Origin of the sequence: Streptomyces sp. NPDC056883, assembly GCF_042788835.1 — a bacterium.
Lineage (GTDB): Bacteria > Actinomycetota > Actinomycetes > Streptomycetales > Streptomycetaceae > Streptomyces > Streptomyces stoeckheimensis.
Window position 1 is genome coordinate 1 of the sequence record NZ_JBHUBS010000020.1, and the last position, 14,210, is coordinate 14,210.

Annotated in this window: 13 protein-coding genes; 4 read left to right on the forward strand and 9 right to left on the reverse strand. The window is 73.0% G+C overall.

Annotated elements, in window-relative coordinates; all coding sequences use genetic code 11:
- Nucleotides 1-116 precede the first annotated feature (116 nt).
- Entirely contained in the window at nucleotides 117-1,256 is a 1,140-nt protein-coding gene (locus ACFRU2_RS34170) for a PP2C family protein-serine/threonine phosphatase (protein WP_382979793.1), read from the forward strand.
- Nucleotides 1,257-1,293: 37 nt separating this feature from the next.
- On the opposite strand, the gene ACFRU2_RS34175 is transcribed toward ACFRU2_RS34170, so the two are convergent.
- The 7 genes from ACFRU2_RS34175 to ACFRU2_RS34205 all read right to left on the reverse strand — a co-directional run bounded on the left by ACFRU2_RS34175 (nucleotide 1,294) and on the right by ACFRU2_RS34205 (nucleotide 8,500).
- On the reverse strand, nucleotides 1,294-2,862 hold the full coding sequence (locus tag ACFRU2_RS34175; protein ID WP_382979795.1) for a hypothetical protein: 1,569 nt from the start codon (nucleotides 2,860-2,862) through the stop codon (nucleotides 1,294-1,296).
- 184 nt (nucleotides 2,863-3,046) lie between these two features.
- Nucleotides 3,047-3,241 (reverse strand): hypothetical protein, encoded by a 195-nt coding sequence (locus tag ACFRU2_RS34180; RefSeq protein WP_250740152.1) that lies wholly within the window; start codon nucleotides 3,239-3,241, stop codon nucleotides 3,047-3,049.
- Nucleotides 3,242-3,341: 100 nt separating this feature from the next.
- Complete coding sequence (locus ACFRU2_RS34185; protein ID WP_382979796.1) at nucleotides 3,342-4,001, reverse strand: ABC transporter ATP-binding protein; 660 nt, start codon at nucleotides 3,999-4,001, stop codon at nucleotides 3,342-3,344.
- Entirely contained in the window at nucleotides 3,994-4,890 is an 897-nt protein-coding gene (locus tag ACFRU2_RS34190) for an ABC transporter ATP-binding protein (RefSeq protein ID WP_382979941.1), read from the reverse strand. The genes ACFRU2_RS34185 and ACFRU2_RS34190 overlap by 8 nt, the downstream gene beginning before the upstream one ends.
- Before the next feature lie 97 nt (nucleotides 4,891-4,987).
- Nucleotides 4,988-5,902: an ABC transporter permease gene (locus ACFRU2_RS34195; protein WP_382979798.1), complete on the reverse strand. Its 915-nt coding sequence runs from the start codon at nucleotides 5,900-5,902 to the stop codon at nucleotides 4,988-4,990.
- The gene (locus ACFRU2_RS34200; protein ID WP_382979800.1) at nucleotides 5,895-6,860 is read right to left on the reverse strand and encodes an ABC transporter permease; all 966 of its coding nucleotides are present in this window, start codon (nucleotides 6,858-6,860) and stop codon (nucleotides 5,895-5,897) included. The genes ACFRU2_RS34195 and ACFRU2_RS34200 overlap by 8 nt, the downstream gene beginning before the upstream one ends.
- Before the next feature lie 38 nt (nucleotides 6,861-6,898).
- Complete coding sequence (locus ACFRU2_RS34205) at nucleotides 6,899-8,500, reverse strand: ABC transporter substrate-binding protein (protein WP_382979801.1); 1,602 nt, start codon at nucleotides 8,498-8,500, stop codon at nucleotides 6,899-6,901.
- Nucleotides 8,501-8,719: 219 nt separating this feature from the next.
- Between ACFRU2_RS34205 and ACFRU2_RS34210 the strand changes: the two genes are divergently transcribed.
- Both ACFRU2_RS34210 and ACFRU2_RS34215 read left to right on the forward strand, forming a co-directional pair.
- Nucleotides 8,720-9,724 (forward strand): fibronectin type III domain-containing protein, encoded by a 1,005-nt coding sequence (locus tag ACFRU2_RS34210; RefSeq protein WP_382979803.1) that lies wholly within the window; start codon nucleotides 8,720-8,722, stop codon nucleotides 9,722-9,724.
- Between the two features lie 167 nt (nucleotides 9,725-9,891).
- Complete coding sequence (locus ACFRU2_RS34215) at nucleotides 9,892-11,913, forward strand: ATP-binding protein (protein ID WP_382979805.1); 2,022 nt, start codon at nucleotides 9,892-9,894, stop codon at nucleotides 11,911-11,913.
- Between the two features lie 171 nt (nucleotides 11,914-12,084).
- On the opposite strand, the gene ACFRU2_RS34220 is transcribed toward ACFRU2_RS34215, so the two are convergent.
- Nucleotides 12,085-12,270, reverse strand: coding sequence for a DUF5999 family protein (locus ACFRU2_RS34220; RefSeq protein ID WP_250740159.1), 186 nt, complete (start codon nucleotides 12,268-12,270; stop codon nucleotides 12,085-12,087).
- 155 nt (nucleotides 12,271-12,425) lie between these two features.
- Between ACFRU2_RS34220 and ACFRU2_RS34225 the strand changes: the two genes are divergently transcribed.
- Nucleotides 12,426-12,863: an SRPBCC family protein gene (locus tag ACFRU2_RS34225; RefSeq protein WP_382979807.1), complete on the forward strand. Its 438-nt coding sequence runs from the start codon at nucleotides 12,426-12,428 to the stop codon at nucleotides 12,861-12,863.
- A gap of 77 nt (nucleotides 12,864-12,940) precedes the next feature.
- Here ACFRU2_RS34225 and ACFRU2_RS34230 read toward each other — a convergent pair whose 3' ends face one another.
- Entirely contained in the window at nucleotides 12,941-14,170 is a 1,230-nt protein-coding gene (locus tag ACFRU2_RS34230; RefSeq protein WP_382979809.1) for an acyl-CoA dehydrogenase family protein, read from the reverse strand.
- Between the last annotated feature and the right edge of the window lie 40 nt (nucleotides 14,171-14,210).

Below are 14,210 nucleotides of genomic sequence, written 5' to 3' on the forward strand. Positions count from 1 at the left end.
CGCCAACCCCACGACCCCCCGCGCACCCCCCCGGAACCCCCCCGGTGGCCCCCCCCCCCCCCCCACCCCGGGGGGGGGCCCCCCCCCCCCGGCCGTGTGCGGTGTATGCAGGTGGCATGGCCCCCTCCCCGACGCACCCACCGACGCACCGACGCTCCAGCAGGTTCCGGGAATCGCGCGCGGTGCTGCTGGCGGTCCCCTTCGCGCTGATCGCCGCCGTCACGGTGGTCGACGTGCTGGCCCCGCCGGAGGTCCACCTGGGCCCCTTCCTGGTGGCCGCCCCGGCCCTCACCGCTTCCTTCGCCGGGCCGCGCACGACCGGGTTCGTCGGTGCCGTGGCGGTCCTCGCGCAGGTGTCGGTGGCGATCGCGCGGACCTCCCTGACGGACCTCAACCACTCGTTCCAGATCATCGCCCTCGTCCTGATCTCGGCCTTCGTCACCTTCTTCGCACACTTGCGCGAGGTGCACGAGCGGCAGCTCACCCAGCTGCGTTCCGTGGCGGTCGCGGCGCAGCAGGTGGTCCTACGACCGCTGCGCGACCGGATGGGCCCGCTGCGGATCGCCTCCGTGTACCTGTCGGCGGAGGCCGAGGCCCAGATCGGCGGGGACCTGTACGCGGCCGCCCGCACGGCCGACGGCACCCGGCTGATCATCGGCGACGTCCGCGGCAAGGGGCTGGAGGCGGTCGGAGAGGCCTCGGTGGTCCTCGGCGCCTTCCGGGCCGCCGCCCACCTGGAGGCCGACCTGCCGGGGCTGGTGGGCTATCTGGAGGCCGCCGTGGCCGCCGACCCGGACCGGGGCTCGGACGGCCCCGCGGGCCCCGGGCGGCCGGACGAGGGGTTCACCACCGCGGCCGTGCTCGACGTTCCCGACGGGGAGCCCTCGCTGCGGGTGGTCAGCTGCGGGCACCCGCCGCCGCTGCTGCTGCGCGGGGGCCGCGTCGTCCCCCTCCAGGTGGACCATCCGGCTCCGCCGCTGGGACTGTCCGAATTCGTGGACACCGGCTTCACCCCGCAGTCCTTCCCCTTCGAGCCCGGGGACGTGGTCCTGCTGTACACGGACGGCGTCATCGAGGCCCGTGACGCGTCGGGGGCCTTCTACCCCCTGCCGGAGCGGGCCGCCGACTGGCCCGGAGACGGCCCCGAAGCCCTCCTGCGCCACCTGTGCGCGGACCTGCTCGCCCACACTCCGAACGGCCTCCTGGGCGACGACGCGGCGATGGTGGCCATCGAGCGCGTCGGCCGGCTGCCCTGAGCGGGGACCCGTCCGGTGGACGGGCCCCCGCGGGGACTCAGCCGCCGTCGCGGACCGCGACGATGCCGTTGAAGACGCCGACGTAGGCCGTCCCGTCGGGGCCCAGCGTGATCGGGGCCCAGTTGTTGTCGTACAGCGGGCCGGTGCCCGTCAGCTGGCGCCAGCGGCGCTCACCGGTGCGGAAGTCGACGGCCGTGAGGTACCAGGCGTCGATCCCCCAGAAGTTCGGCTCCTTCTCGTAGAAGTAGAGCAGCCCGTTCGCGGTGGAGAGCTTGGGGACCACGGAGGGCGAGCGGATCGCGCTCTGCCAGACCGTGTCGCAGCCGCTGCCGTCGGCGCGGACGTCGATGCGGCTGACGCCCCCGACGACCGACTTGCCGAGGACCAGCGACGTGACGTTCTCGTAGCCGTAGTTGTTCTCGACGACGATGCTGTTGCCCCAGGTGATCAGGGAGTTGTCGGTGGTCGAGGCGCCCGATCCGAAGACCGGGACCTTGCACACCAGCCGCTGCCCTTCGGGCACGTCCAGGCCCCGCTTGAAGACCAGCACGTTCATCCGGTCGTCGGCGTTGTCGGTGATGGCGACGTAGCCGTTGCCGAAGAGGTCCGGGGTGGTGCCCGAGCCCTGGTTGACCGAGCCGGGCTTGGTTCCCGTTCCGCGGTCGTAGGTCTGGCGCCACTGCGCGACGGGGGTGCCGTCGGCGGAGGCGGTGAAGCTGTAGAGCGCGTGGTCGGTGACGATGGACACGCCGTCCTCGCCGACCGAGAAGGAGTTCTGGATCTCCTCGCCCGCCAGCCGGATCGAGCGGATCACCGAGGTCGCCGGGTCCACGGTGCCGACGCGGCCCTGCCGGGTGACCCACCAGATGCGGCCGTTCCAGTCGGGCATCACCGAGGTGACCGGGTCACAGGTGCCGGTGGGCCACAGGTTGGTCCAGTCGACGCAGTCGTGCGGGACCTGGCCGGTGAGGTCCCAGTCGTCGTCGACCTCGAACTTCCAGGATCCGTCCGGCTTCTGCACGTGAGAGAGCCTCAGGATGTGCTGGCGGGAGTCGGCCAGCACCGCCCGGTCCTGGTTGTCCAGGTAGAAGTAGGCGCCGCCCGAGGTGTCCTTGAAGATCTTCGAGAAGTCGAGCGAGGTGATCGCCTGGACCGTCGAAGAACGCTGCGGGAGCTGGTGCTCCGCGAGCGTGGCGAGCGTACGGGGCTCCAGCAGTTTGACCTTGAATCCGCCGAAGGTGCCGCACACCGTGACCAGCCGGCCGCCCGAGTCGAAGGTGGCGGTGGCGCATTCGCCGCCGAGGGCGGCGATCTTCTCGCTGGTCACCTTCGGGTTCTTGCCGAGCGGTCCCGACCAGGGCGAGGTGGCGCTGCCCGCCGCGTCGGAGTGCATGCCGCTGCGGCCGTTGGGTGCGAGGAAGGGGTGCTGCGGCGGTGCCTCGCCGGGCAGCGGCGCCGCCGCGGCCGGGGCGCCGTCGTAATGGCTGACCAGGCGGTGGCCCGGGGCCAGGGGTATCTCCTCGGCGGCTGCCGGCGAGACCCCGTACAACACCGCACATGCGGCCAGAGCGGGTGCCACGGCGCAGTTCAGCGCTCTTCGGAACATCCGGACTTCCTCCCTTGTCCTCGGCTTTATTGACATTGCGTATGACATCGCGCCGCGGCCAGACGCTAGATCGCACTGCCTGAGGAGTCCATGGAAGAGCCGGATGATTCACGAAGGCGCAACAGTTGATCAACTACCGGACGGACAGGGGCGGGTACCGGAGAAAAAGGGTTCCCGACGCACGTCAGGGCTTGAGGCCGCCGACCACGTTCGCCGTGGCCGAGACCCCGTTGTGGATGGTCTGCGCGAGGCTGCTGCTCGCGAGGTAGAAGCCGAGTAGGACGCAGACCAGCGCGTGCGACAGCTTGAGGCCGCCACCGCGCAGGAAGATCCACGCGAGGACGAGGAGCAGGACGAGGACGGAGAGGGAGATCACCATCGGAACACCTCCTTACGCGCCGCCATGGTGGCGCAGCGGGAGGGCCCTTCGGGCGAAACTCGTGTCCGCCAAACGGGTGTTGACGGTCCGTGACCGGCGCTCAGTCCTTGACGATCTCGTCCCAGTGGGCCGTTCGACCGCACCAGCGCCCGAGCAGCACGGCATCGTGCCCCACCGCCAGCAGCCCCGCGCCGGACTCCGCCCGGTACTCCTCCACTACGCCGACCAGCGCGGCGGTGGTCGACGCGTCGAGCATCGCGGTCATCTCGTCGCACACCAGCCAGCGCGGTCGCAGCACCAAGGCCCGTGCCACGCAGGCCCGTTGCAGCTGCCCGTCGCTGACCTCGTGGGGCCGCCGGCCGAGCAGGTCGGCGCCCAGGCCGACCCGGTCCGCCAACGCGGGCACGGTGGCGTCGATGTCGCCGCGCCGTCCGGTCGCCCGGAGCGGTTCGGCGACGAGCTCGCGCAGCGTCAGCCGGGGGTCCGCCGCCAGCCGGGGCTGCTGGAACACCATGCCGACCGAGGTGCGCAGGGCGCGCGGCGCGCGGTGCCGGAAGCCGGCCACGGCGCGGCCGTCGAAGGCCACGGTCCCCCGGTCGGGACGGTGCAGCAGTGCGGCCACCCTGGCCAGGGTGGACTTGCCGCAGCCGCTGGGACCGAGCAGTCCGAGGGAGGCGCCGGGGGCGAGGCTCAGGTGGGCTCCGCGGACGACGGGGGTACGGCGGTCGTAGCCGGCGGTGATGCCGGTGAGCTCAAGCATGGTGGCAGGCCACCCCTTCGGTGAACGGGGGCCGCTCGGCCCGGCAGCGGGAATCGGCGCGCGGACAGCGGGCGGCGAAGGCGCAGCCGGGCGGGAGCGCACCGAGTTCGGGCGGAACGCCCCGGACGGGGGTGAAGGCCCGCTCGGGGAGGGCGTCGAGGAGTCCGCGCGCGTAGGGGTGGCGGGGGCCCGGAGCGCCGAAGAAGGCTCCGGCGGGGGCCGTTTCCACGATGCGGCCCGCGTACATGACGGCCACGGTGTCGGCGATGCGGTGGGCGGCCGCGAGGTCGTGCGTGATCATCAGCAGCGCCCGGCCGGCCTCCCGGGTGTGGGCGCGCAGCTCGTCGACGGTGCGGTCGACGAGGTCCCGGTCGAGGCCGGTGGTCGGCTCGTCGGCGAGCAGCAGGGGTGCGTCGCCGATCAGCGCGAGTGCGGTGGCGGCGCGCTGGGCGAGCCCGCCGGAGAGTTCGTGGGGGTAGCGGTCGAGGTGGGTGGCGGGGAAGGCCGCGCGGTCGGCGGCCGCCTCCGCCGCTTCCCGCAGCCGCGCCCGTCCCCCTCCGGTCGGGGCCAGTTCGCGGACCGTTTCCTCCAGGTGGGAGCGGATGGTGCGGACCGGGGTGAGGTGCGCGGCGGGGCTCTGCGGGACCAGGGCGACGCGGCGGCCCCGTACGGTCCGGGCGAGGGTGCGCTCGTCGAGGGCGAGCAGGTCGGTCCCGTCGGCGAGCCGGGCCGCGCCGGCGGTCTCGGCGTTGCCGGGGAGCAGGCCGAGGAGGGCGGATGCGAGGACGGACTTGCCGCAGCCGCTCTCGCCGACGAGGGCGAGGCACTCGCCGGGGGCCAGGGCGAGCGTGGCGTCGCTGACGGCCGCGACGTACCGGCCGCCGCGCATGCGGAAGCGCACGGAGAGCCGGTCCAGGGCGAGCACGGGCCGGGCGGACTCCGGCTTCGGTTCCGAAGGGACGGGGGTCTTCACGGGCTGGGCTCCTTCACAGGCTGAGCTCCGAGCGGCGGCGGGGGTTGAGGCGCTCGCGCCAGGCGCCCGCGAGGCCGGCGATGGCCAGGGTCGGGACGATCAGGAGGAGCCCGGGGAAGAGCGTGGGCCACCAGTCGCCGGCGAGCAGCGAACCGCGGGCCGTCTGGACCAGATTGCCCAGGCTCGCCTGGTGCGCCGGCAGGCCGAGGCCCAGGAAGGACAGGGCCGACTCGTGCCACATGGCGTGCGGGACCATCAGCACGGCGGCGAGCCCGGCCTGCGGCAGGACTCCGGGCACGAGGTGGCGTACGGTCACCCGCCACCGCGAGGCGCCGCCCGAGACGGCCGCGTCCAGATAGGGCCGCGAGCGCAGCGAGAGCACCTCCGCGCGGACGATGCGGGCCGTGGACAGCCAGTGGGTCAGCGCCACGGAGACGACCACCGGCCACACCCCCGGCCGGAACATCGCCACGATGAAGATGCCGAGCAGCAGGTGCGGGATCGAGGACAGCGCGTCCACCACGCGCATGAGGCACCGGTCCGGCCACCCGCCGAGCGCGCCGGCGAGCGCGCCGACCGCCGTGCCGAGGACGGTGGCGACCAGCGCCGCCACCAGCCCGACGAGCAGCGAGACGCGCAGCCCGTACACGCAGCGCAGCAGCAGGTCGCGGCCCACGTCGTCGGTGCCGAAGGGATGGGCCCAGGAGGGCGGCAGCAGCTTTGCCGACAAGTCGACAGCTTGCTGGTCGAGTTGGACCAGCGGCGGCACGAGCAGCACCGCCAGCGCGATGAGGACGACGATCACCGCCGAGCTCCGCACCCGCAGGTTCCGGGTGGAGCTCCGGTCGCGGCCGTGGGAACGCCACAGCTGCGCTCCGGTCGCGTCGGTCGCGTCGGTCGCGTCGGTCACGTGAGCGGTATCAGCCATCGAAGCCCACCCTCGGGTCGGCCAGTCCGTAGAGCAGGTCGGACAGCAGGTTTCCGGCGAGCACGGCGGCCGTGGCCAGCACCGTCAGCGCGGCCAGCAGCGGGAAGTCCACCGAGGTCGCGGCCTGCACGGTGGCCGCGGCGATCCCGGGCCAGCTGAAGACGGTCTCCACCAGGAGCGCGCCGGTGATCAGCTCCGGCACCCGCGACCCGATCAGGGTCAGCATCGGGAGCATGCCCGAGCGCAGCCCGTGGCCGAGCAGCACCCGCCGCTCCCCCAGGCCCCGCGCGCGGGCGCCCCGTACGGGATCCTCCTCCAGCGCGTCGGCCACGCCCTGCCGGACGTACAGGAAGAACCAGGGCAGTTGGGAGATGCCGAGGACCAGCGCGGGCAGCACTAGGTGGCGGGCCACCTGCCCGGCGGTGACCACGTCGCTGCCCGCGTCGGTGAGGCCGCCGGACGGCAGCACGCCCAGGCGCACCGAGAAGAACCAGACGGCGAGCAGGCCCAGCCAGAAGGCCGGGGCCGCTTCGAGGGTGTACGCGAGCCCGGAGACGGCCCGGTCCAGGCGCCCGCCCTGCCGGCGTGCGGCCAGGACGCCGAGTCCGGTGCCCAGCAGGACGGCGAAGGCGAAGGCGCACACCGCGAGCAGCGCCGACCAGCCGAGCCGCTCGGCGATGACGTCGGAGACGGGCTGGCGCATCACGGCGGAGGTGCCGAGGTCGCCCGTCAGCGCCGAGGTGAGCCACTCCCACCAGCGCGCGAGGAGGGGCTGGTCCACCCCGAGGTTGACCCGCAGCTGGTCGAGTCCGGCCTGGGAGGCGGTGAGCCCGGCGGTGCCTGCGTAGGCCTTGACGGGGTCGAAGGGCGACAGCGCGGCAACCGCGAACACCCCGAAGGTCACGACGAGCAACACCGGCCCGGCGAACAGGGTCCGCCGCCCCGCCATCCGCGCCATCGGCCCCCACGGGAGACGGTGGAGACGGTGGAAGCGACTCACTTGTGCTTCGGCTTCCAGCTCTCGACGTTCCACCAGGGGCCGGTTCCGAGGCCGTGGTCGTGCGGCTCTACCTGGGTGGTGGGTCCGTCCCACTTGTCGGCCACGACGTAGAGGTGGTCGATGTGGGTGAGGTAGACGTAGCCCGGGTTCTTGACGAGCTCGCGCTGGACCGTGTCGTACGCGGCCTTGCGCACGGCCGGGTCCGCGCTGCGGCGGCCTTCGAGCAGCGCCGTGTCGACGGCCGGGTTGTCGTACCGGGCCATGTTGTTGAAGCCGTCGCCCGCGAGCGCGGAGTTCAGCGTCAGGTACTGGTCGAAGTCCGGGTCGGCCGGGGAGCCGCCGCCCGCGAGGACGGCGTCGGTCTTCATCCGGGGCTCGATGACCTCCCAGCTGCCGGACTCGGTGGTGACCTGGATGCCCGCCTTCTTGGCGTCGGAGGCGAAGGCGAGGGCGTGGTCCTGGCGGAGCTTGTCGCCGGAGGGGTACCAGAGCGGGAAGGCGGCGCGGATCCCGTCCTTGGCGCGGATGCCGTCGGGGCCGGGGATCCAGCCGGCGTCGTCGAGGATCTTCTTGGCCCTGGCGAGGTCGTACGGGCGCTCGGTGCCGGCGGCGAACCACGGGCTGCCGGTCGGGACGGGGCCGTATGCGGCCTTGCCCGCGCCTTCCAGGAGCTTGTCGGCCATTGTGTCCCGGTCCACGGCGATGTCCAGGGCCTGGCGCACGGCCGTGTCACCGGTGACGGGGTGCTCCGTCGGCAGGGTGACCTGGCGGTAGTCGTAGGTCTTGGCCGCGTGTGTCGTGAGCGACTTGTCGGCCGCGAACCCCTTGGCCAGGTTCGGCGGCAGGACGGCCCCGTCCAGCTCGCCGGAGCGCAGCCGGGTGGCGCGCACGTCGTCGTCCTTGATGACCGCCATGGTGAACTTCTTCACCGCGGGCTCGCCGCCCCAGTAGGCGGGGTTGGCCTTGAAGCTCAGCTTCTCGCCCTTGGACCAGGCGGTGAGCACGTACGGTCCGGTGCCGACGGGCTTGGTGGTGAACTCGCCGCTGTTGACGTCCTGTCCGCCCGCGAGGTGCTCGGGGGCGATGGGCAGGACGGTCCGCTCGGCGAAGGGGGCGTAGGGGTACTTCAGGGTGAAGACGACGGCGTCGTCACCCCGCGCCGTGACGTCCGCGATCGCGTCGAGCTCGGACTTGGACGCGTTGTTCGTCTTCGCGTCGAGGATCGCCTTGTAGGTGAAGACGACGTCCTTGGAGCCGAAGGGCTGCCCGTCGCTGAACCGCACGCCCGGGCGGAGCGCGTAGGTGTACGTGAGCCCGTCCGCGGAGACCTCCGGGAGCGCACGGGCCAGCGCGGGCTTCAGCTTCATGTCCGCGCCGCGGGCCAGCAGTCCGTCGAAGATCTTCGAGTTGCCGTCCTTGCCGTAGCCCAGCAGCGGGCTGAGGCTCTCGGGCTCGGTGGCTATGCCGACCACAGCGGAGTCGGCCGCCCCGGCGCCCGCCGCGGCACCTCCCCCGGGGTTCGAGCAGGCCGCCGCCCCCGTGACGATCACCGCGGCCGCGGTCGCCCCGGCCATTCCCCGTACGGTCCGGGCCTTCATCTGATGCACATCCTCCGTTATTGCAAAGAGCTCGCAATAATGCCAGACGGGGGCGGGAGAACACGAACCGGGCGCCGTCGGCGGGATGGGGCCGCGCAGGGGTCTTGCCCGGCCGCCGCGGAGCGTGCCATATATGTCTAGACCTTTCCGAGGGGCCGGGAGAACCGGAAGACCCGAAGCACCGGAAGACCCACGTACCGGAAGAAGAGGGCGCCCGCCGTGCACGACCCCGCACCCAGCACCGCGCCGCACCCCCCGCGCCCCTGCCGGCGGCCGTCCGTACGCGGAACAACTCCCGCCCTCACCCTGGCCCTTGCGGCCGTGCTGTCGGCGTGCGGAGCCTCCGACACCACGCCCCCGGCGGCCCCGGCCGGACTCACGGCCCAGGCCGGCAGCGCCACCACCGTGCACGTCATGTGGCAGTCGCCCGCGCCCTCCGAGGGGGTGACCTCCTTCCTCGTCTTCCAGGCGGACCGCCTGGTCCGGGAACTGCCCGCCGACAAGACGATGACGGACATCACCGGCCTGGCCCCGCAGACGGCCTACGCGTTCACGGTCCGCGCCCGGGACGCCGCGGGGAACACCTCCCCGGCCGGTGCGACGGCCTCGGCCACCACTCCCGCCGCCAAGGCCGAGGACCGGACGCCCCCGACCGCACCGCCCCGTACGGAAGGCCAGGCCCTCGGGCCCACCTCCGCCCGGCTGACCTGGGCCGCGGCCACCGACGACACGGGCGTCACCGCGTACGACGTCTACCAGGGCGACGCCCGCATCCACACGGTCGGCCCCGGCGTCACCACGACGGTCCTGGAGGACCTCCGGCCCGACAGCGTGTACACCTTCACCGTCAAGGCCCGCGACGGTGCCGACAACTCCTCCCCCGCCGGCCCCGCCGCCGACGTGACCACCCCGCCCGGGCCCGGGCAGCGGACCGGCACCGCCCCGGCCGATTTCACCGCGGCCGCCTCACCGGGTGCGGTGACCCTCGCCTGGACCGCCCCGGCGACCGGCCGGGAGACCAGCGAGTACGAGCTCTACGTCAACGGCCGCCCCACCACCGTCATCCAGTTCGGCGCGGGCGCCGTCCCGTCCGGCCGGGCGGAGCACCGCCTCACGGTGGCCGAACCGCCCGGCACGGTATGGACCGTGAAGCTCCGGGCGCGTCTCCCCGACGGCACCTGGGGGGCCTTCTCCGCCGAACGGCGGGTCGTACTGGCCTCCTGAACCCCGCGCGGCGGAGCAGGTACTGACAACCCGTTCGTTCCGATCTGGCCCGAACGACACTACGGGGAAAGAAGATCGCGCAGAATACTCCCGTGTTCGGTGAGTACTCGGTCAACAACAATCAGGCAGATTCCGCGGACGGCGATCCTGCGCCAGACTCTGGCGCCGTGCCGGGAAACCTGCCGCCGGAAACGGCGAGCTTCGTGGGCCGTGAGCGTGAACTCGGCCTCCTGTCCGACCTGCTGCGCGAGAGGCGGCTCGTGACGCTCACGGGCGTCGGCGGCGTCGGCAAGTCCAGGCTGGCCCTGCGGGCCGCCGCCGACCCCCGCCAGCGCAGGCCCGACGGGGTGTGGTGGGTGGAGCTCTCCCCGCTGCGCGACGTCGACCTGCTCACCGCCACCGTCGCGCACACCATCGGCCTCGCCCACCAGTCCCCGCGCCCCCTGGACGAGGAACTGTGCGCGTGGATGGCCGACAAGGAACTGCTGATCGTCCTCGACACCTGCGAGCACCTGGTGGCCGCCTGCCGGCACCTCGTGGGCGAACTCCTGCAGTCCGCACCGGGCCTGACGGTGCTGATCACCACCCGCGAGCCCCTGCGCACCCCCGGGGAGCACCTCGTCGAGGTCAGCCCGCTGCCCAGCGACGGACCCGAGAGCGACGCCCTCGCCCTGTTCCGGGCCCGCGCCCTCGCCGCCACCCCGCACGCCGCGGCGGCCTTCGCCGACCCGGACCGGGTGGCCCTCGCCGCGGACATCTGCCGCCGCCTGGACGGGATCCCCCTCGCCCTCGAACTGGCGGGCGCCCGGATGCGGCTCTGGACCCTGGAGCAGATGACGCAGCGCCTCGAAGGCCGCTTCGACCTGCTCTCCGGCACCACCACCGCCCGGCTCCCCCGGCACCAGACGATGCGCACCGCCATCGGCTGGAGCCACGAACTGTGCGAACCGGTCGAGCGGTTGCTGTGGGCCCGGCTCTCGGTCTTCACCGGGGACTTCGACGTCGCCGCGGCGCGCGCGGTGTGCTCGGGCGGCCCCCTGCCCGCCGCGCGGGTGGAGCGGGTACTGGCGGGCCTGGTGGCGAAGTCGGTGGTCCGGTGCAGCCGGGAACGGGGCGCGGGCGCCCGCTACCGGCTGCTGGACACGATCCGCGAGTACGGACAGGACTGGCTGGCGGAACTCGGCGAGGAACGGGTCGTCGCCGACCGGCACGCCCACTGGTACGCCGCGCTCTCGAAGGCCGCCGATCCGGGGTGGATGGGTCCCGGCCAGGTGGACTGGTACCGCAGGATGACCGCCGAGCACGCGCAGCTGCGCACGGCCCTGGAACACCTGCTCCGCTCGGATCCGACGGCGGCGCTGGAGACGGCGGGCGCGCTCTGGTTCTTCTGGTTCTCCTGCGGCCACGTCAACGAGGGCCGGTCCTTCCTGGAACGGGCCCTGAGCAGGGGCCCGCGCACGGGGGCCGCGTACGTCCAGGCCCTGTGGGCCCTGGGGCTCACCACCCTGCTCCAGGGCGACCTGGCCACGGCCGAGGAGCTGGGCAAGGCGTGCACCGCCGCCGCGGCCGCGCTGGCCGATCCGGAGCCGGAGCTGCGCGCCGCGTACCTGCTCGCGGTGTCGGTGCTGATGCCGGGCGATCCCGTACGGGCCCTGGCGCTCGCCGGCCCCCGGGCCCGCGGGGGCCACGGCGGGAGACCCACCGGCGTGGGCTGGCTGCTGTGCCGGCTGGCCACCGGCTACGCGCTGTGCGACCTCGGGCGCTTCGAGGAGGCCGAGCGGGAGGCACGGGGCCTGCGCGAGGCCTGCGCGGAGCTGGGCGAGCGCTGGCTGCGGGCGTACGCGGACTACATCCTGGCCGTGGCGGCGTTCGGGCTCGGCCACCACGGGGAGGCGGCCCGGCACGCGCGGGCGATGCTGTCGGGCAAACGGCTGCTGGGCGATCGCTTCGGGATCGCGCTCGGTCTCGACCTGCTGGCGGCGGCGGTGGCGGCCATGGGAGACGGCGAGCTGGCGGCCCGGCTGCTGGGCACGGGGCACGCCTGGTGGCGCACGGTGGGACGGCCGCAGATGGGCTCCCCGTCGCTCACGGCCGTGCGCGACCAGGGCGAGCGGCAGGCCAGGGCGGCGATCGGCGACGAGGCGTACGAGAGCGCCTTCCTGGGCGGGGCTGCGGCGTCCACCGGCTGAGGCCCACCCCGCGCAAGGGGGTCGGGCCGGGCCGGTGGCGCCGTGACGTAACTCCTGGGCTCCCGTCAGTACGGGAGGGGTCTGCCCGACGGTGTGCGCAGATCCAGGTCTCGGGGTGCGGGCTTGGGAACGGGCTTTCGGATCAGCTGCTGGCGCATGCTGCCTCCTCGCTCAGACCAGGGCCGGGCGGCGGGGTTCCACCGTGCGGCCGTCGGGGAGCAGTTCACCTGTGTCGTCGAATACCACGGCGCCGTTGCAGAGCAGGTTCCAGCCCTGTTCGGGGTGGAAGGCCACGGTGCGTGCGGCGTCATGATCGACGCTGTCGGCGGACGGGCAGGGGGGCTGGTGGGAGCACATGGCGCACCTCCTCGCAGAGTGGGGCGGGAAGGCCGGTGGTCACCCGGTCGAATCCGCGATCCACGGTGGCGGTGAGTATTACTGATCGCCACCCCCGGGCGGAACCCATATTCGCCGCCCAGTTCAGGGTGTGTATGCCCGCTTACGATGCGCTCATGCCCGCTATCCGGATCATTCGCCACACACTTCTCGGCCCCGAGGAGGCGTGGGAGAGGCTGACGGACTGGGAACGCCACGGCGCCGCCGTCCCGCTCACCCGGGCGATCATCGAAACGCCGCCTCCCACGCACACCGGAACCCGTTTCACCATGCGTACGGGCGTGGGGAGCATCACGTTCGACGACCCCATGGAAGTCACCCTCTGGCGGCCCCCTCGGGACGGCTCGGCGGGACTGGTCCGGCTCGTCAAACACGGGCGCGTGGTGCGGGGCCGGGCGGAGATCGAGCTCCGCCCCTCACCCCGGGGCGGCTGCGAGGCCGAATGGCGCGAGGAACTGCGCGTACGCGGCCTGGGCCGCCCCTTCGACCCCCTGGTGGCGGCGGCCGCCCGGATCTTCTTCACGCGCGCCCTGGAAGCCCTCCTGCGCCCCTGAGGCCGGCCACCGGCACACGAAAAGGCCCGGAGCCGCCGTGAGGCGGCTCCGGGCCCCTTCCCCGTCCGAGTCCCGCGCTAGCGGATCGGCATGCCCGAGAGCGTGCGGGCGATCACCAGCCGCTGGATCTCGCTGGTTCCCTCGAAGATCGTGTAAATCGCGCTGTCACGGTGCATGCGCTCCACCGGGTACTCGCGGGTGAAGCCGTTGCCGCCGAGGATCTGAATCGCCTGGGCGGTGACCTTCTTGGCGGTCTCGCTCGCGAACAGCTTGGACATCGAGCCCTCGGCCGAGGTGAAGGGCTTGCCCGCGACCGCCATCCAAGAGGCCCGCCACACCAGCAGCCGGGCCGCGTCGATGGAGGTCCGCATGTCCGCGAGCTGGAAGGCGACGCCCTGGTTGTCGATGATGGGCCGGCCGAACTGCGTACGGGTCTTCGCGTAGTCCAGCGCCACCTCGTACGCGGCGCGCGCCGTCCCGACCGCCATGGCGCCCACCGCGGGGCGGGAGGCCTCGAAGGTGGCCATGGCCGCGTTCTTCACGCGCTCACCGCCCCCCGCCTTGGCCCGCTCGTGGGCCCGCGCGAGCCGCTCGTCCAGCTTCTCCTTGCCGCCGAGCAGGCAGGAACCGGGGATCCGTACGTCCTCCAGCACCACCTCGGCGGTGTGCGAGGCGCGGATGCCGTGCTTCTTGAACTTCTGCCCCTGGGAGAGGCCCGGGGTGTTCGGCGGCACGATGAAGGAGGCGTGCCCCTTGGTCCCCAGCTCCGGGTCGACGACCGCCACGACGATGTGGACGTTGGCGATGCCGCCGTTGGTCGCCCAGGTCTTGGTGCCGTTGAGCACCCATTCGTCGGCGGCCTGGTCGTACACGGCGCGGGTGCGCATCGCGCCGACGTCGGAGCCGGCGTCGGGCTCGGAGGAGCAGAAGGCGGCGACCTTCACGTCGTCGGGGGTGCCGTACATCTGCGGGATCCAGGTGCCGATCTGCTCCTCGGTGCCGTTGGCGACGACGCCGATGGCGGCGAGTCCGGTGCCGACGATCGACAGCGCGATGCCCGCGTCGCCCCAGAACAGCTCCTCCATGGCCATCGGGATGCCGAGGCCGGTGGGGTCGAAGAACTGCTGGGCGTAGAAGTCGAGGGAGTAGATGCCGACCTTGGCGGCCTCCTGGATGACGGGCCACGGAGTCTCTTCGCGCTCGTCCCATTCCGCGGCCGCGGGGCGGATCACGTCGGCGGCGAAGCCGTGGATCCAGTCCCGCACCTGCTTCTGGTCGTCGTTCAGCTCCATGGTGAACTCCGCCATGTCCCCTCCATCTTTCGTCTCGCCTGCCACACAAGAGGTT

Excerpts from the sequence above, each read along its gene's own strand:
- ACFRU2_RS34230 (WP_382979809.1), bottom strand. The coding sequence starts at position 14,170 with ATGGCGGAGTTCACCATGGAGCTGAACGACGACCAGAAGCAGGTGCGG.
- ACFRU2_RS34175 (WP_382979795.1), bottom strand. The coding sequence starts at position 2,862 with ATGTTCCGAAGAGCGCTGAACTGCGCCGTGGCACCCGCTCTGGCCGCA.
- ACFRU2_RS34170 (WP_382979793.1), top strand. The coding sequence starts at position 117 with ATGGCCCCCTCCCCGACGCACCCACCGACGCACCGACGCTCCAGCAGG.
- ACFRU2_RS34200 (WP_382979800.1), bottom strand. The coding sequence starts at position 6,860 with ATGGCGCGGATGGCGGGGCGGCGGACCCTGTTCGCCGGGCCGGTGTTG.
- ACFRU2_RS34225 (WP_382979807.1), top strand. The coding sequence starts at position 12,426 with ATGCCCGCTATCCGGATCATTCGCCACACACTTCTCGGCCCCGAGGAG.
- ACFRU2_RS34205 (WP_382979801.1), bottom strand. The coding sequence starts at position 8,500 with ATGAAGGCCCGGACCGTACGGGGAATGGCCGGGGCGACCGCGGCCGCG.
- ACFRU2_RS34180 (WP_250740152.1), bottom strand. The coding sequence starts at position 3,241 with ATGGTGATCTCCCTCTCCGTCCTCGTCCTGCTCCTCGTCCTCGCGTGG.
- ACFRU2_RS34185 (WP_382979796.1), bottom strand. The coding sequence starts at position 4,001 with ATGCTTGAGCTCACCGGCATCACCGCCGGCTACGACCGCCGTACCCCC.
- ACFRU2_RS34220 (WP_250740159.1), bottom strand. The coding sequence starts at position 12,270 with ATGTGCTCCCACCAGCCCCCCTGCCCGTCCGCCGACAGCGTCGATCAT.
- ACFRU2_RS34190 (WP_382979941.1), bottom strand. The coding sequence starts at position 4,890 with ATGCGCGGCGGCCGGTACGTCGCGGCCGTCAGCGACGCCACGCTCGCC.
- ACFRU2_RS34195 (WP_382979798.1), bottom strand. The coding sequence starts at position 5,902 with ATGGCTGATACCGCTCACGTGACCGACGCGACCGACGCGACCGACGCG.